Origin of the sequence: Paraburkholderia sp. HC6.4b, assembly GCF_014200875.1 — a bacterium.
In the GTDB taxonomy this organism is placed as follows: domain Bacteria; phylum Pseudomonadota; class Gammaproteobacteria; order Burkholderiales; family Burkholderiaceae; genus Paraburkholderia; species Paraburkholderia tuberum.
This window is the reverse complement of record NZ_JACHDC010000027.1, coordinates 61,341-77,563: the sequence shown is the minus strand read 5'-3', so window position 1 is coordinate 77,563 and position 16,223 is coordinate 61,341. Positions and strand designations below refer to the sequence as shown.

Genomic DNA, 16,223 nt, shown 5'->3' with positions numbered 1-16,223 from the left:
CTGAAAATCACGGGGCTGCCCGCGGCGCGTCCAGCAGAGCAACCGATAACATGAACGACTCCTACCTGAAGTTCGTCAACTCGCCGTTCGGCGGCCGTCTCGCGCGCTCGCTCGGGCTGCCGAAGCCCGAGGTGCTGCGGCGCTATCGCGCCGACCGGCCCGAGTTCGACGGACTGATCGCGATCGGCGCGGGCCGCGAGCCGCGCCTGTTCGACGCGCTCGCGAGTCTGATCGCCACCATCGGCATGACGAGCGTCGCGCACGAAAGCGCCGGGCTGTGGGTGCCGCTCGCCCATCGCCACGGCCTGATGACCGGCCGCTTCGAGCCGGCCGAAGCCGGTGCGCCGGGCAAGCTTGCCGCGTTGATGTTCGACGCGAGCGGTATCGACGACAGCAGCCTGCTCGAACCGCTGCACGGCTTTTTCCACGACACGCTGCGCTCGCTCGGCAAGTGTGGGCGCATCGTCGTGCTGGGCCGGCCGCCCGAGGCCTGCGCGAGCCCGCGTCAGTGGACTGCCCAGCGCGCGCTCGAAGGGCTCGTGCGCTCGCTCGGCAAGGAAGCGCGGCGCGGCATCGCCGCGAATCTCGTGTACGTGGAGGAAGGCGCTGAAAACGCCATCGAGGCGACGCTGCGCTTTTTCCTGTCGCCGCGCTCGGCTTATGTGTCCGGTCAGGTGGTGCGGATCGCGGCACATGGCGCGCTGCCGCACGACGCGCCCGCGTTCGACTGGCGCCAGCCGCTCGCCGGCCGGCGTGCGCTGGTCACGGGCGCGGCACGCGGCATCGGCGCGGCGATCGCGAGCGTGCTCGCGGCCGAGGGCGCGCATGTGATCGGCCTCGACATTCCGTCCGCGCGCGACGCGCTCGATGCGACGATGCGGCAGCTGAACGGCAGCCCGCTCGCGTTCGACATCGCCGCGCCCGAAGCGCCCGCGCAGATCGCCGCCGCGCTCGACGAGCTCGGCGTCGACATCGTCGTGCACAACGCCGGCATCACGAAGGACAAGACCATCGCGAAGATGACCGACGCCGTCTGGCAAAGCGTGATCGACATCAACCTGAGCGCGCAGGAACGCATCGACGACGCGCTGCTCGCGGGCGGCATCCTGCGCGACGGCGGGCGCATCGTCGCGGTGTCGTCGATCAGCGGCATCGCGGGCAATCGCGGCCAGACCAACTACGCGACGTCTAAGGCTGGCGTGATCGGCCGGGTGCAGAGCATGGCGCTGCCACTGCGCGCGCGCGGCATCACGATCAACGCGGTCGCGCCCGGCTTCATCGAAACGCAGATGACCGCGAAGATTCCGCTCGCGATCCGCGAGGCCGGCCGCCGCATGAACTCGATGAGCCAGGGCGGCCAGCCCGTCGACGTCGCGCAGACCATCGCGTGGCTCGCGCACCCGGGCTCGGCTGGCGTGACGGGCCAGGTCGTGCGCGTGTGCGGTCAAAGCCTGATTGGCGCCTGAACGGGAGCATGGGTATGGACGAACCGCGTGATCCGTTCGGCAGCCGTCAGCTCGCTCCCGCGCCGGGCGACGGCGCGCGGCCGAAAACCGTCGTCATCGAAACGCTGCCCGCGCCGGCCAAGCTGTACGGGCGCGCGCTGACAGGCATCGTCAAGCGCGGCCGCGACACGCGGCTGCCGCCGTTGCGGCTCGTGCGCCCCGCCGTCGTGCTCGAGCCCGGCCCCGTGTGGCGCTATGCGCGCGTGTGCGGCTTCATTCCCGAGCACGGCGTGCCGCTGACCTACCCGCACCTGCTCGCGTTTCCGCTGCATCTGCTGATGCTGACCGACCCCGCGTTTCCGTGGCCCGCGCTCGGTCTCGTGCATCTGGCCAATCACGTGCGGCTGCGCCGCCCGCTCGCCTACAAGGACCTGCTGCGCATCGAGGTCGAATTCGGCGCGCTGCTGCGTCACGACAGAGGCCAGGCGTTCGTCGTGCATACGCGCATCTATCGGCGCGGCGAGGCGGTGTGGGACGGCGACAGCGTCTATCTGAAGCGCGCGGTGCCGGCGCTCGGCCATCCGCTCGAAGCGTTGACGCTCGGCCCCGATGCGCTGCAACGGATCGCGCGCTGGCAGCTCGCGCCGCAACTGGGCCGCGACTACGCGAGCGCGTCCGGCGACTACAACCCGATTCACATCAGCGCGCTGTCGGCGAAGGCGTTCGGCTTTCCGCGCGCGATCGCGCATGGCATGTGGACGCTCGCGCGCGCGGCGTCGTCGCTGCAGCCGCCGAAGCCGCTCGCCGAAGCAACGCTCAGCGCCGAGTTCAAGGTGCCGATGCTGCTGCCGGGCGAAGCGTCGCTGTGGAGCGCATCGCCTTCGCTGATCGAGCGCGATCTCGAGGTGCGCGATATCGCCGGGGAAAAGCCGCATTTGCGCGGGCGCATGCAGTGGCGGCTGCTGTGAACCGCGAGCGCGCCGTTCGCATCGACCAATAATCTGGGAACGACCCAAAGGAGCCGAGCATGTCCCACCCGCAACCTGCCGTGCGCCGCGTCGCCGTCATCGGGGGCAACCGGATTCCGTTCGCCCGCTCGAACACCGCGTACGCGAGCGCATCGAATCAGGACATGCTGAGCTTCACGCTGCAAGGGCTGATCGATCGCTATGACCTGCACGGCGTGCGTCTCGGCGAAGTCGCGGCGGGCGCCGTCATCAAGCACTCGCGCGACTTCAACCTGACGCGCGAGTCCGTGCTGTCCACCACGCTCGCGAAGGAAACGCCCGCCTACGACGTGCAGCAGGCCTGCGGCACCGGCCTCGAAGCCGCGATCCTCGTCGCCAACAAGATCGCGCTCGGGCAGATCGACGCGGGCATCGCGGGCGGCGTCGATACCACGTCCGACGCGCCGATCGGCGTCAACGAGCGCATGCGCAAGATCCTGCTCGAAGCGAATCGCGGCAAGAGTACCGGTCAGCGTCTCGCCGCACTCAGCAGGCTGCGGCCCGGCATGTTGTTCAAGCCGCTGTTGCCGCGCAACGGCGAGCCCCGCACGGGGCTGTCGATGGGCGAGCATTGCGAGCTGATGGCCAAGCGCTGGAACATCTCGCGCGAGGCGCAGGACGTGCTCGCGTACGAGAGCCATCGCAAGCTCGCCGATGCGTACGCGCGCGGCTTCGTCAACGATCTGATGACGCCGTACAAAGGCCTCGCGCGCGACAACAACCTGCGCGCCGACCTGTCGCTCGAAAGGCTTGCGAACCTGAAGCCCGTGTTCGACCGCGACGCGGGCACGCTGACCGCCGGCAACTCGACGCCGCTGACCGATGGCGCATCCGCGGTACTGCTCGCGAGCGAAGCGTGGGCGGCCGAGCGTGGCTTGCCCGTGCTCGCGTATCTGAGCTGGTCGGAAACCGCGGCGGTCGACTTTTTCGACCAGCAGGAAGGCCTTCTGATGGCGCCCGCCTACGCGGTGCCGCGCATGCTCGCGCGCGCCGGCCTCACGCTGCAGGACTTCGATTTCTACGAAATCCACGAAGCGTTCGCGGCCCAGGTGTTGTGCACGCTCGCGGCATGGCAGGATGACGAATATTGCCGCACGCAGCTTGGCCTCGCCGGCGCGCTCGGTGCGATCGACCGCACCAGGCTCAACGTGAACGGCGGTTCGCTCGCGACCGGCCATCCGTTTGCGGCGACGGGCGGACGTATCGTCGCCGCGCTCGCAAAGATGCTGGCGCAACTCGACAAACCGGCCGGCAGCGCACGCGGGCTGATCTCGATCTGCGCGGCGGGCGGCCAGGGGGTCGTCGCGATTCTGGAACGCTAGGGCCTGTTCACGCTAATAACGGGCTTGCGCTGGCCGCCAGAAGGGCCGAGCGCAAGGATTGCGACGCAGCGAATACTCGACGTATTCGCAAGGAGCATGACGCGGCGATCGGCCCTTCTGGCGGCCAGCCCCGGGAATGATTTTTTTAAAACAGGGGAACGTGCCTTTGCGCGCGTATTGCGGCGTCGGTCGTCGCTTGTTTGGCTCGGCCAAACGGCGCTCCTCTCTCCTTGCACTACGCGCGCAAAGGCACGTTCGCAAGCCCGTTATTAGCGTGAACAGGCCCTAGCGCGGCAGCGCATACCAACATTTTCAGGAGGCAACCGATGACCGAGCCCACCCAAGCCCCGCTGCACGTGCCGGACGCAGGCGGCACGCCTCGTCAAAACCCGGTGCCCCACCCCGCTCCGAACACCGACGGCATCTGGTACGCGTCCTATCCGGACGACGTGCCGCGCGACATCGACGTCACGCAATACGAGTCGATCGATCAGTTCTTCGACGAATGCATCGCACAGTTCCGCGAGCGCGTCGCGTACGTGAGCGTCGGCGCGAACCTGACGTACGGTGAACTGGGCCGCAAGGCGAGCGCGTTCGCGGCGTACCTGCAAAGCATCGGCGTGGAGCCGGGCGAGCGCGTCGCGATCATGCTGCCGAACACGTTCCAGTATCCGGTCGCGCTGTTCGGCACGATCAAGGCGGGCGCGGTGGTCGTCAACGTGAATCCGCTCTACACGGTGCGCGAACTCGCGCACCAGCTAAAGGACAGCGGCGCGCAGACGATCGTCGTATTCGAGAACTTCGCGAAGACGCTCGAAGATGCATTGCCCGGCACCAAGGTGCGCAACGTGATCGTGACCGGGCTCGGCGATCTGCTCGCCGACGGCGCGAACCTGAAGGGACACCTGCTCAATTTCATGCTGCGTCACGTGAAAAAGATGGTGCCCCCTTACAAGCTGCCGCAGGCGGTGCCGCTCCTGACAGCGCTTTCGGCCGGTTATGCGCGGCCGCACACACCGGTGCGCGCGACCCACGAAGACATCGCGTTCCTGCAATACACGGGCGGCACGACCGGCGTCGCGAAAGGCGCGATGCTCACGCACCGGAACATCCTCGCCAATCTGTTGCAGGCGAAGGCGTGGGCCGCGGGGCAGCTGTCCGGCGAGGGCGAAACGGTGCTCACGCCGCTGCCGCTTTATCACATCTACTCGCTGACCGTGAATGCGCTGATCTTCATGGGGCTCGGCGGGCGCAACATCCTGATCGCGAATCCGCGCGACATGAAGCGCGTGATGATGATCATCCGTCACGAAAAATTCACCGGCATGACCGCGGTCAACACGCTCTATAACGCGTTCCTCGACAACGAGGAATTCTGTCGGCGCGACTTCTCGGACCTGAAGCTCGCGATGGCGGGCGGCATGGCGACGCAGAAAGCCGTCGCCGAGCGCTTCAAGGCGGTGACGGGCAAGCCGATCATCGAGGGCTACGGACTCACCGAGTGCTCGCCGATCGTCTCGATGAATCCGGTCGATGTGACCAATCTGCGCGACTTCGAGGGCTCGATCGGCTTGCCCGCGCCGTCCACGCAGGTGCGCTTCAGGAAAGACGACGGCAGCTGGGCCAATATCGGCGAGGCGGGCGAGCTGTGCGTGAAGGGCCCGCAGGTCATGAAGGGCTACTGGAACCGGCCCGACGAAACCGCGAAGGTGATCGACGACGACGGCTGGCTCGCGACCGGCGACATCGGCGTGATGGACTCGCGCGGCTTTATCCGTCTGATCGATCGCAAGAAGGACATGATCCTCGTGTCGGGCTTCAACGTGTATCCGAACGAAATCGAGGACGTGATCGCCGCGCATCCGGACGTGCGCGAAGTCGCCGCGATCGGCGTGTCCGACCCCGCGCAGGGCGAGCGCGTGAAGGTGTTCATCGTGCGGCGCACGCCGACACTGACCGCCGAGCAGGTGATTGCGTACTGCCGCAAGAATCTGACTGGCTACAAGGTGCCGAAGCTCGTCGAATTCCGCGACGAGCTGCCGCAAACCAACGTCGGCAAAATTCTGCGCCGTGCGTTGCGCGACGAGGAACTCGCGAAACAGAAGTCCGCCTGACGGGAATAAGCGTTGCTTCAAAGCGTTATTGCTTTGTTGCTTCGCGTTATTGCCTTGCAGGTTGCATGAGCGGCCGCGTCACTTTCTGGAGAAATTCATGAAGCACCGCATGACCGCCCGTTCGCATCGCCGGCGACAGCGCTTGCTGGGTGCGCTGCTCGTCGCGCTCGGCCTGCTGTCGGTGCCGACGGCCTTCGCGCAGAACGACGATCGCCCGCCCCCGCTCAACACCGCGAGCGCCGTCAAGCCACCCACCACGCCGGCCGCGCAGGTCGGCATGCTGACGCTCGACCAGCAGGTCAAATGGCTGCGCGCCGCGCAGCAAAGCCGCACGCTCGAAAAGCTCGACGACGCGCAACTGGTCGCGCTGTTCCAGTCGCTCGATCCGCTCGCGCTGCCGCGCTATATCAAGGAAGGGCCGAACGACTACCCGTCGTACGAGTTCACGATGTCGCGCTCCGAGCGCATTCGCGGCATCTGGCCCGACAAGCCCGATCACATGCTGGTGCGCGTCGCGCACGACCCGCTGCGCATCTACGCGAAGTGGCTGGCCGACGGCGCGCACGCGGGCCAGGAAATCATCTACGACGAATCGAAACGTAGCGACGAAACCTACGGCCACCTCGGCGGCATCATGAACGTGATGCCGTTGTGGACGTCGCTGACCGGCGCGCTCGCACGCTCGCAATCGAATCACAGCGTGCGCGATCTCGGCACCGAGTACGTTGCCGATCAATACCTGAGTGAAGGAAAAAAATACACCGAGGCCGGCTTGCCACGTTCGGTGCGGATCGCAGTGAAGACCATCGACGGTGTGCGCGTCGTCGCGTTCACGTTCGAAACACCGGTCGGCCAGCCACAGTTCTACGCGAAAAAGGAAACGCTCGGGCTCGATCTGCGTCATCCGTTCTTTCGCAGCGTCCAGTCTTACGACAACGACGGCAAGATTTTCGAGCAGATCGTGTTCGAGAGCATCACGCCGAAGACATTCGACGATTCGACCTTCGATCCGAAGAACAAGGACTACAAGTTCTAGCGCGCGCTGCGCGGCGTCAGCGCGAAGGCCACGTGGGCGGGTTGCGCGTCCAGCCCCGCGCGCGCTTCGTGACGATGCTCGACGAAGCGTCCCGTGCGAAGCGCGAGGTGTTGCAGGACGAAGTAATCGGACGCGCGCGTGAAGCCGATCAGCGCGGGCATCACGTGCGGGGTCCGCCCATCGTCGAGCAGTGGCGCAAGTGTGGTGAACCAGAGCGCACCCGCATCGTCGCCGGTTTCGAAGGTCGGCAAGCGAAGATGCGCGGCATAGCGTGCGAACGACGCGCCGCATTCGAGCGTCGAGTCGACGATCGCGAACGCGCGCGCATCGTCAGCGCACGCGGCGGCTCGCGCGAGCCACGGCCATGCGCCGCCCGCGGCCGTCGCGAGGCATGCACCGGTGAGCATGAAAGTGCGTCGATCCATTGGCGTGTACGTTCCGTTCTGTTTGCGCTTCGGTTTGCCGTGCGTGTCCGTACGCGTCGTTCACGTGTACCCGCGCCGGTCGCGCCACGCCGCCGGCCAGATGCCCTGCTTGCCCGGCGCGAGAATGCCGTTCGGATCGAGCGCATCCTTCAGCGTTTCGGCGAAGCGCAGCGACGCACCGTCGTTGAAGCTGTATTGCGCGGCCGCGAAATCCATGTACGCGAGATGCGCGCGATATTCGCCGTAGCCGGCCGCGCGCGCGTCGCTCATCAGCGAGCGCAGCAGCGCGCCGGCCTGCTCCACCTGGTTCGCGTCGTCGCGATCGAAAATCGCCGCGAAAATATGATGCAGATGCCGCGCGCCCGCGGTGAAGCCACCGTAGTAGTCGAAGCCGTATTCGGCGGCACGCGCTTTCACCATCGTGTACTGGCGCATCGCGTCGCGCCCGGTCGCCGGACAGATCGGCGCGAAGTCGACGTGCGCGCCCGCGCCGCCGCGCCAGTCGAGCATGCGAAACGCGGTCATCGCGGGAATGCCGGCCATGTTGCGATCGCCGCCGCCAGTCGGCTGAGCATCGCCCGCATAGCGCGCCGCCATGAGCCGCGCCTCCGGCACCCGCGCGAACGCGCGCTCGATCAGCGCGTAGCGCGCATCGATCAACTCGGGCGTGCCGTACAGCGCGAAATGCAGGTTCCAGCGCCCGACGCCGAGTTTGTCGAGCATCGCCTGCACCGCGCTCCCGGGCATCGCGCCCGCGCCGTCGTACCACTGCCGGCGTGGCGACAGGCTCGCCGCGCGCCGCAATCCGCCCTCGATCACCGCGTGATTGCGGATCGTGCCGTCGAGCCGCAACGGCCGCAGAATCTCGACAATCTCCTCCAGATCGGCCTCGCGACGAAACTGGATTTCGCCGAGCAGATACGCGGGCGGCGCGGGCATCAGCCACACGCCGAGTTTCGTCACGATGCCGTAGTTCGACTGCATGAACATCGCATCGAACGACGGCCCGTAGCCCGGCTGATAAAGCTGCCACGCAGTGCCGATCTCGACGCCGCCCATGCCGGTGCGCAGCACGTCGCCGTTGGCGAGCACGACCTCCATCCCGCATTGGGCCGCCGCGTGATCGCCGTAGTCGGTATAGCCGAAGCCGCGCTCCAGCGTGTTGCCGACCACACTGCCCCAGCCGGCAGCCGGTGGATCGACCCACAGCTTGTAGCCCTTGTCGCGCAGATGCGCGTACAGATCGAAATAGCTGACGCCCGGTTCGACCAGCGCATAGGCGAGCGTTTCGTTGACTTCGAGGATGCGGTTCATGCGCTGCAAGTCGAGCACGACCGAGCCGCTGAGACGCGGCGCCGCGCCGCCGTACGCGAAGTTGCGCCCGGTCGACACGGTCCACAGCGGAATCCGGTACTGATTGGCGATGCGCAGCACCGCGCGGATTTCATCGACCGACGCGGGCAGCAGCGCGGCGCTCGCGACAAACGCCCCCGGCTCGCCAGGAGCGAACGGATCGACATAGGCGGCGAGGCCGGCGTCGGAACGCAGCACGTGCGCTTCACCGACGATCGCGCGCCAGCCGGCGAGCGCCCGGTCGAACTGCGCGGCGGACAGGTTGGGCGGCAGCGTCTGGGGCAAGGCGTCTCCTTGTCGGTCGGGCAACCCGCGGGTGCAGTCGCGCGGGCAAGCTATGCGTGCGTCGCCGCTGACGGCCTTGACGACACGCTACCGCCCGCTACTGCTGCCACGTCTCGGGCTTACCACCGAGCTCGCTGCACACGTCGATCGCGATCTCGCGCAGCTTGCCTTCCGCGATCGCGCCAGACAACGCGTAGCCCATGCCGTCGCTGATCCAGTAGAAGGTGCGGCGGTTGCCGTCGCGAAACAGGCGGAACGCGGTTTCGTTGCGGGTGACGCCGGTCACGTACAGCGTCAGGCGCGCGCCGGTCTGGTTCTCGTACATGAACTGCGCAGCCGGCCCGGCCTCGCCGGGCAACAGCCGGCCGCCCACCAGCGAATAACCATACTCCTGCAGCGACGGCACCGACAGCGGACGATTCAGCCGCTTCGACAGCCAGGTGATCAGATGCTCCTCTTCGCTCGCGGCGACTTCGACCGGATGACGCCGCTCCGGCGAGTACACCGCGTACGCGACATCCGCGCGCTGCGCAAAACCGGCCGGCTGTCCGCCGAAGCCGCTCCACGCGCCGCCGGTCAGCCGCGGCGCGAGCGGACCGAGCGCCAGCGCGAGCCCGGCGCCAGCCGCGAGCCAGCAGGCGGCGAGACCCGCGCGCTGCCACCACGGCCGCGTCCGACGCACGACGATAAAAGCCGGCTCCTCCGCCTCCGTGGGCTGGCTGCCTGCATAGCTTCGCTCGCCGGCTTCAGCGGCTTGCTGCCGATCGTCGGCCCGCTGCCCTGCTTGCGCTTGCCGCGCATCGCTGTCCGGCGCGCCGCACAGCGCCCGCAGCGCCGCCTTCTGCGCGCGCCACGCGGCCACGCGCGCGGTGGCCTGCGGATGCTGGCGAAGCTGCGTTTCGATCGCGGCGCGCTGCTCTTCCGGCAATTCGCCATCGACATAGGCCGACAGCGCGCGCAGATCGAGCTCGTCATGCAAGCCGGAATCGGAGTCATCGTTGTTCATTATCGGTTTCTCACCACTTTCAGCGGCGCGACTTTATGCGCCGCCCGCGGCGCACGGGGCTGCGGTCCGTGCATCGGTCCTGGCGGCTCCTCGCACAGCAACGCGCGCATATGCTCGCGCGCCCGCGACAGCCGCGACATCACCGTACCGATCGGCACCCCCAGCGCGCTCGATGCCTGCTGGTACGACAGGTCCTCGACGCACACCAGCAGCAGCACCTCACGCTGCTCGAGCGGCAGGCAGTACAGCGCGCGCTGCACGTCGCGCAGCACCAGACCGTCGACCTCACCTTGCGGCGCCTCGAGATTGCGCCACGGCGCGCTTTCGTCGTCGACGGCGATCTCGCGGCGCCCGCGCAGCTGGTCGATGTACAGATGCCGCAGGATCGTCAGCAGCCACGCGCGCAGGTTGCTGTTCGGCCGGAATGCCGACCAGCGCGCAAGCGCGCGCTCCGCCGTATCCTGCACGAGATCGTCGGCCCAGGCGCGGTCGCCCGTCAGCGCGCGCGCATAGCGGCGCAGCTGGGGCAGCCACGCGATCACTTCCGCTTCGAATGTCACCCGGCGTGCCAGGCCCGGTCGCGGCGTTAGTAGCCGCCGCCGCTGCTGTTGCTGTTGTTGCTCGAACCCGACGCGGCGTTGTCGGTATCGGCCGCGTGCGCGAGGGAGCCGCACGCGAGCGCGAGCAGGACGAAGAGCGCTGACAGAATACGGGATGCTTTCATGGTGAGCCTCCTGGCAGATGCCCGGCACGCGATCGACCGACCGGCGCGGCGGGCGGCAGGCCGCGGAATGCGGTACTGCCATACTGGACTCAACGCCGCGATCGCGTGGTTTATTCCATCGCCGTCGTGGCGCTGTTTCGCTGCGCTGTTTCTCCGGGCTTTTCGCGGCGCTTCGACGCCGCCGCCGTGGTCGCGCAACATGCCCCTATGTTCTTCCTTTTCCGCCAACCATGCCGGCAATGCCTGGAGAGACCGGAAGAAGACGACATTGACCAGCTGATTCGTAACTCAACGTTACAGTCCCACGTTATCGGATGCTTATGTGCTCACAAGTCGTTATAGTGGACAAAGTTCGCCCCGTCGACGCGTTCTGCCCCCGCATAGGGTAGAAAGGGTAAAATCGCGGCGAACCACCGTCTATCTAACCTGAATTGTCCATGGCTTCCGCAGAATCGCATCCGCAAAACGACTTCATGAACGCTGCGCGCAAGGAACGAAAGCGCGTCGAAATCTATCTGGTCAACGGCATCCGCCTGACCGGATGCATCGAGTCGTTCGATCAGTACCTGGTGATGCTGCGCACGCCGGTTGGCCTGCAAGGCATCTACAAGCGCGCGATCTCCACGATCCAGCTCGACACCGGCACGCGGCCGGCGCCGCGCACGGGCCGAACGTCGCATGGCGAACATGGCGCGCGCGGTCCCCATGGTTCGCGCGAACATCGCGAGCCGCGCGAAGGGCGTGAATCGTACGGCACGCCGTCGGCGGAACGCGCGCCGAGCGAGCGCAGCGGCAACTCCGAAGGTCCGGTGGTCGTCACGCGGCGGCGGCGTCTGTTCGGCACCGGCGGCGAAAGCGGCAATCATGGCGGCAACCACGGCGGCAACCACGGCGGCGGCAGCCCCGGCGGCAATCAGGAATAAATACGAAGAAGCTGTAGCGGCCGCGCCTCGCTACTCCGCGGACGAACCGAGGCGCCGCGGAATTTTCTCCAGTTGGGTCAGCTGACGCTCGGTCAGCTCGAATCTCCCCTTGACCGCCAGCACGCGGCGGCGCCAGTAGCCGGCGTCGAACAGGTGCAGCGCCGGTTGCCGCGTCGCCCAATCCAGGTGTTCCAGTTCGGCTTCCACGACGTGGGCTGCGAGCACTCGTCGCGAGCCCGCCGGCTTTTTCCCGTTCATCTGGTTCGCTGTGTGATGGATCGATGGAGGTGTCGTTCGCGGCTCGAGCGCGGCTCGAGCGCGGCCGGGACACTCGGAGAACGAATCGATGCCAGCCGGCTTTAAACGACGCGCCTGCGCCATCTGGCGGTCGTTCGCCGATAGCCGCGATGCGCTATGCTGAATGATCGACCCTCTACCGATGGAGCGCGCCATGACCAGCAAAAACCAGCATGCCTCCCGACCGGCGCGCACGCGCCGGACGCCCCCGACGTCCGCCGATACGCGGCTCGACGAAGCGCTGATGGAAAGCTTTCCCGCCAGCGATCCGATCGCCGTCGACGTGACGCAGCCACCTCGCGAACGGATGCGCAAAACGCAAGCGGATACGCGCAAGCGGCATTGAAGTCGCGCCGTCTTGCGTCGTACGACGGCGGCGCACAACGACGCGGCAACGAGCCGTCAGGGCTCGCGAAAAATACCGAGTGCAAATGCCGAAAAGCCCGGCGGTAAAAGTGCGATGCGCGGGCTGGCGGGGTGTGGAAAGCACCGATCAAACACAACAACGGTAACGCCCGCGGACGAGCCGGACGGCGCACCGATTTCCGCGCCGTCCCGCCACTCCACCCAGGCTCACACCGTCGTGCTCAATGCACCGGCAAGCCGCTATTGAGCTGACGCTGCAGGTCGCGCACCTGGCGCTGGGCGACGCGCAACTGATCCTGCGCGGCGGCCTTCTGCTGCGCCAGTTCGGTCGCCTCGGCGCGCTTCTGCTCCTGCTGGCTCGCGACGATGCTTTGCTGCTGACGCGCGACGTCGAGGTCGGCCTGCAGCCGGCTCGCGCGTTCCTGCGACAGCGCGACCATGCGCTGCGTGAACGCCTTCTGCGCTTCGAGTTGCGTACGGCGGATCTCGATGTCCGACAGTTGCATCGTCTGCCGCGCGAAATCCTTGTAGATCAGCTCGGCGCGCGCGGCGTCCTGCGACTTGATCACGCGCCAGAAGTTTTTCTGCTGGAACAGCGCGACGTAGTAGGTCATCTCCTTGCCGTAGAACAGCAGGCTCGCGCCATAGCTGCCGTTATACGTGGTGCGCAATTCGCTCAGATCCGGGCCGTGGATCATCTGCTGCAATTCAGCCACGTTCCCGGTGGCGGATTGCCGGTTTTCATCCGGCGTCAGTGCAGTGGTTTCCGCCTGGCCGGCCTGCGAGGTGTCGGGCAACGCACTTGTCGTACCCGGCTGGGACACGACCGTACCGCTCGCACCACTGTTCTGCAGAGCCTGTGCATTCGCGCCCTGAAGGGCCCCCAATACGATGCATGCGGCCAGAGCAATCTCTCGTAGCTTCGACTTTCGGTCCATGTGATACCTGTTGAACAGATTTTGTTTTAGTAGAAAACGGGGAATTATTACTCACTTTGGCGGGTTTCGGGCTCTTCGTCGAAAATATGGTACTTGCGCGTTTGCTTCTATAACAGGCACAAGCGCAGTCCCGCCTCACCGGCGCGGCGGTAGACGACGATCCGTTCGATTCCCTGCCGCTGATCGCTCGTCGGCAAGGACATGCCATGAGCCGGGCGATGCGTCGGGCGATTCCGGCTAGGGCGCGACGGTCGAGGCAAACCGGCCGATCACGCTCGACTTCACATATGCGCACTGCTACAGCCTCGATGTGTCCGTCGGAAAAGCGGTCGGTGATGCGCCGGTGGAGAGCGCATCGCACAGTCCGCGCATCAACGCGAGGTTCTGCTACCAGCTGAATTGACACGCTTCAGAAGTGCCGCGAGCGGATTAGAAGCTCCACTATCAAACGACACATGCACTTTCGCGTATTCTGCGCTGACGCTGCAAACGGCACACCGCTGGCATCGTTGCGCATCGCGAGGGCCGGTACCGCACATCCGACCACGATGCCCATAACGCCGCGCGACCATGATCGCGCTGTCTCATATCAAGGAGGAAGGCAATGACGCAATTCACTCGACGTGCCGGCGCGCTTGCGCTGCGCACCGCCCGTCACGCCGCGCTCGCCGGCGCCCTGCTCGCCAGCGCCGTGACCGCGATGGCGCAGACCGATACACCGATCGGCACCTGGCAAACCATCGACGATCACACGGGCCAGCCGAAGGCGCTCGTGCAGATCACACAAGACGGCAATGGCGAACTGAACGGCAAGGTTATCAAGGGTCTCGGCGCGAACGACCAGCCGGATCGCCGTTGCACCGAATGCACCGACGCGCGCAAGGATCAACCGGTCCTCGGCATGACCATCATCAACAGCATGAAGAAGGATGGCGACGCGTGGGATCACGGCCAGATTCTCGATCCTGAAAACGGCAAGGTCTACAAATGCAAGATGCATCTCGAGGACGGCGGCAACAAGCTCGTGGTGCGTGGTTACATTGGGGTCGCGCTGCTTGGCCGCTCGCAAACGTGGATACGGCAGCAATGAGGGTCGACGTGCGGCGCATGCGTGGCGCCTGGCACGTCGCCTGAATGTGCGCATGATGCTGCAACGATGCGCGCTCTGCGCCAGGAGGTGCAACATAAAAAACGGCCGGCGATCAAGAATCGCGCGGCCGTTTTCATTGGGGCAAGCTGTTTGCGATGCTCATGCTGCCTGCTTGAGCGGTGCAGCGTAAGCGATCGGCGACGCCGGCACCGACGTGGCCGGTACCGTATCGTATGCGGCGGCCGGAATACGAAACGCCGCGGGCACGCGCTTGGACGCGGCGCGCTTGTGCCGCACGCTCGCGTGCATGCGCATACGCGCTTCCATCAATCTGCAGAAATCTTCGCTCGCGGTGCCGAGCAGTTGCTCCGTGACGTGCTTGAGCACGCCCAATTCGTACCACGACTTGAAGCGGCGATGACAGGTCTGATATGACGGGTAGCGGCGCGGCATTTTGGACCAGGTGGCGCCGTTATACATGACCCAAAGCACGCCGTTGAGCACCGAGCGGGTATCGGCAAGTGGACGGCCACGCATTTCGGTACGCGGCCGGAGTTCGGGCAGCAGTGGCGCAACGCGCTGCCATTCTTCATCGGTGATTTCGCGATACGGGTTCATGCTTCCTCCTTTGTCAGAACAACGACAAAAGATAGCCAGTCATCCGTGCGCGGAATATCAGACCACTCCGAATCCTGAAAATATGTCGTGCGCGGTAGCTCAGGTTAGGGACGTGTCGACGATCCGGCGCGGCGTGTCGAGATACTCCTTCGACTGCATCTCGACGATGCGCGACACCGTACGCGTGAATTCGTTAGCCATCGGACCGTCGACGTACAACTGCTCCGGCGGCACCGCAGCCGACATCAACAGCTTGACCTTGTGGTCGTAAAACACGTCGATGAGCCACGTGAAGCGGCGCGCTTCCGACGCCATGCGCACCGACATCTGCGGCACGTCCGACAGGATCACCGCGTGAAAGCGGGTCGCGAGTTCGAGGTAGTCGTTCTGCGAGCGCGGGCCCCCGCACAGCGTCGCGAAGTCGAACCAGACCACGCCGTCCGCGCGGCGCAGCGCCTTCAGCTCGCGCTTCTCGATATGCAGCAGCGGGCTTTCGTCGGGCACCGCGGCGAGGCGCGCGAAGGCGTCGCGCAGCGCCTTGCCGGCGGCGGCGTCCAGTGGCGTGTGATAGACCTCCACCTGCGCGAGCGTGCGCTGGCGATAATCGATCCCCGCGTCGACGTTGATCACGTCGAGCTTCTGCTTGATCAGTTCGATCGCGGGCAGCATGCGGTCGCGATGCAGGCCGTCCGGGTACAGCGTGTCGGGCGCGTAGTTTGACGTCATCACGAACTGCACGCCGTTCTCGAACAGCTTGTCGAGCAGGCGATACAGGATCATCGCGTCGGCGATATCCGAGACGTGGAATTCGTCGAAACAGATCAGCCGATAGCGCTTCGCAATGCGGCGCGCGAGTTCGTCGAGCGGATCGGCCCGGCCTTTGAGTTCTTCGAGCTCGCGATGCACTTCGCGCATGAACTCGTGGAAGTGCAGACGGGTTTTGCGATGCAACGGCACGATCATGTAGAAGCTGTCCATCAGGAAGCTCTTGCCGCGGCCCACGCCGCCCCACATGTACACGCCGCGCGGCAGATCAGGGTGAATGATCAGCTTTCTGAACGCGTTCGAGCGGCGCGACTTGTATGCGACCCACTCTTCATAGCACCGCTGCAGGCGGTCGACCGCCGCGCGCTGCGCCGGATCGGATTGATAACCGCGCGTCTGCAGTTCTTTTTCGTAGTATTCGGTGACGTTCATCGTGTTGCTGCAAAAAGAAAGGCGGGAGGGATTGAACCCCGCCCGCCTTTGGTGATGCCAAGGTTGCGTTTCGGTCA

General features: G+C 65.9%; 17 protein-coding genes and 1 pseudogene. 9 read left to right on the top strand and 9 right to left on the bottom strand.

The window, feature by feature from the left end:
• Positions 1 to 50: 50 nt before the first annotated feature.
• The 5 genes from HDG34_RS33570 (at position 51) to HDG34_RS33550 (ending at position 6,924) form a co-directional block, all read left to right on the top strand.
• Complete coding sequence (locus HDG34_RS33570; RefSeq protein WP_184066843.1) at positions 51 to 1,466, top strand: 3-oxoacyl-ACP reductase; 1,416 nt, start codon at positions 51 to 53, stop codon at positions 1,464 to 1,466.
• Between the two features lie 14 nt (positions 1,467 to 1,480).
• Positions 1,481 to 2,413 (top strand): MaoC/PaaZ C-terminal domain-containing protein, encoded by a 933-nt coding sequence (locus tag HDG34_RS33565; protein ID WP_184066841.1) that lies wholly within the window; start codon positions 1,481 to 1,483, stop codon positions 2,411 to 2,413.
• A 59-nt stretch (positions 2,414 to 2,472) separates the two neighbouring features.
• Positions 2,473 to 3,774: an acetyl-CoA C-acetyltransferase gene (locus HDG34_RS33560; RefSeq protein ID WP_184066838.1), complete on the top strand. Its 1,302-nt coding sequence runs from the start codon at positions 2,473 to 2,475 to the stop codon at positions 3,772 to 3,774.
• Positions 3,775 to 4,100: 326 nt separating this feature from the next.
• Positions 4,101 to 5,888: an AMP-binding protein gene (locus HDG34_RS33555; RefSeq protein ID WP_184066835.1), complete on the top strand. Its 1,788-nt coding sequence runs from the start codon at positions 4,101 to 4,103 to the stop codon at positions 5,886 to 5,888.
• Positions 5,889 to 5,985: 97 nt separating this feature from the next.
• Entirely contained in the window at positions 5,986 to 6,924 is a 939-nt protein-coding gene (locus HDG34_RS33550) for a DUF1571 domain-containing protein (RefSeq protein WP_184066832.1), read from the top strand.
• Here HDG34_RS33550 and HDG34_RS33545 read toward each other — a convergent pair.
• The 5 genes from HDG34_RS33545 to HDG34_RS33525 form a co-directional block, all read right to left on the bottom strand.
• The gene (locus HDG34_RS33545; RefSeq protein WP_184066829.1) at positions 6,921 to 7,349 is read right to left on the bottom strand and encodes a hypothetical protein; all 429 of its coding nucleotides are present in this window, start codon (positions 7,347 to 7,349) and stop codon (positions 6,921 to 6,923) included. The two genes, HDG34_RS33550 and HDG34_RS33545, sit on opposite strands and share 4 nt — an antisense overlap.
• A 60-nt stretch (positions 7,350 to 7,409) precedes the next feature.
• On the bottom strand, positions 7,410 to 8,987 hold the full coding sequence (locus tag HDG34_RS33540) for an FAD-binding oxidoreductase (protein WP_184066826.1): 1,578 nt from the start codon (positions 8,985 to 8,987) through the stop codon (positions 7,410 to 7,412).
• A gap of 97 nt (positions 8,988 to 9,084) precedes the next feature.
• On the bottom strand, positions 9,085 to 9,993 hold the full coding sequence (locus tag HDG34_RS33535; protein WP_184066823.1) for an anti-sigma factor: 909 nt from the start codon (positions 9,991 to 9,993) through the stop codon (positions 9,085 to 9,087).
• Positions 9,993 to 10,553, bottom strand: a complete 561-nt coding sequence (locus tag HDG34_RS33530) for a sigma-70 family RNA polymerase sigma factor (protein WP_184066820.1) — start codon at positions 10,551 to 10,553, stop codon at positions 9,993 to 9,995. The genes HDG34_RS33535 and HDG34_RS33530 overlap by 1 nt, the downstream gene beginning before the upstream one ends.
• Positions 10,554 to 10,579: 26 nt before the next feature.
• Positions 10,580 to 10,717: a hypothetical protein gene (locus HDG34_RS33525; RefSeq protein WP_167368637.1), complete on the bottom strand. Its 138-nt coding sequence runs from the start codon at positions 10,715 to 10,717 to the stop codon at positions 10,580 to 10,582.
• A gap of 437 nt (positions 10,718 to 11,154) precedes the next feature.
• On the opposite strand from HDG34_RS33525, the gene hfq reads away from it, so the two are divergent.
• Entirely contained in the window at positions 11,155 to 11,640 is a 486-nt protein-coding gene (gene hfq / locus HDG34_RS33520; RefSeq protein ID WP_184066817.1) for an RNA chaperone Hfq, read from the top strand.
• A gap of 30 nt (positions 11,641 to 11,670) precedes the next feature.
• Here the strand turns inward: hfq and HDG34_RS33515 are convergent, their stop codons facing one another.
• Positions 11,671 to 11,898, bottom strand: coding sequence for a hypothetical protein (locus tag HDG34_RS33515; RefSeq protein ID WP_184066950.1), 228 nt, complete (start codon positions 11,896 to 11,898; stop codon positions 11,671 to 11,673).
• Between the two features lie 193 nt (positions 11,899 to 12,091).
• Here HDG34_RS33515 and HDG34_RS33510 point away from each other — a divergent pair, with 193 nt between their 5' ends.
• Positions 12,092 to 12,283, top strand: coding sequence for a hypothetical protein (locus tag HDG34_RS33510; RefSeq protein ID WP_090805694.1), 192 nt, complete (start codon positions 12,092 to 12,094; stop codon positions 12,281 to 12,283).
• Positions 12,284 to 12,524: 241 nt separating this feature from the next.
• On the opposite strand, the gene HDG34_RS33505 is transcribed toward HDG34_RS33510, so the two are convergent.
• Positions 12,525 to 13,241 (bottom strand): DUF2968 domain-containing protein, encoded by a 717-nt coding sequence (locus HDG34_RS33505; RefSeq protein WP_184066800.1) that lies wholly within the window; start codon positions 13,239 to 13,241, stop codon positions 12,525 to 12,527.
• A 205-nt stretch (positions 13,242 to 13,446) separates the two neighbouring features.
• Here HDG34_RS33505 and HDG34_RS39620 point away from each other — a divergent pair.
• Together HDG34_RS39620 and HDG34_RS33500 are read left to right on the top strand one after the other, a co-directional pair.
• Positions 13,447 to 13,644 (top strand): annotated as a pseudogene (locus tag HDG34_RS39620) (ShlB/FhaC/HecB family hemolysin secretion/activation protein); the annotation flags it as partial.
• Positions 13,645 to 13,845: 201 nt separating this feature from the next.
• Positions 13,846 to 14,331: a DUF2147 domain-containing protein gene (locus HDG34_RS33500; protein WP_184066797.1), complete on the top strand. Its 486-nt coding sequence runs from the start codon at positions 13,846 to 13,848 to the stop codon at positions 14,329 to 14,331.
• 159 nt (positions 14,332 to 14,490) lie between these two features.
• Here HDG34_RS33500 and HDG34_RS33495 read toward each other — a convergent pair whose 3' ends face one another.
• Positions 14,491 to 14,949 carry a transposase gene (locus tag HDG34_RS33495; RefSeq protein WP_184066794.1) on the bottom strand — a complete coding sequence of 153 codons (459 nt, stop codon included), beginning with the start codon at positions 14,947 to 14,949 and terminating at the stop codon, positions 14,491 to 14,493.
• A 99-nt stretch (positions 14,950 to 15,048) separates the two neighbouring features.
• Positions 15,049 to 16,146 carry a cell division protein ZapE gene (gene zapE / locus HDG34_RS33490; protein WP_090804139.1) on the bottom strand — a complete coding sequence of 366 codons (1,098 nt, stop codon included), beginning with the start codon at positions 16,144 to 16,146 and terminating at the stop codon, positions 15,049 to 15,051.
• Positions 16,147 to 16,223 lie beyond the last annotated feature (77 nt).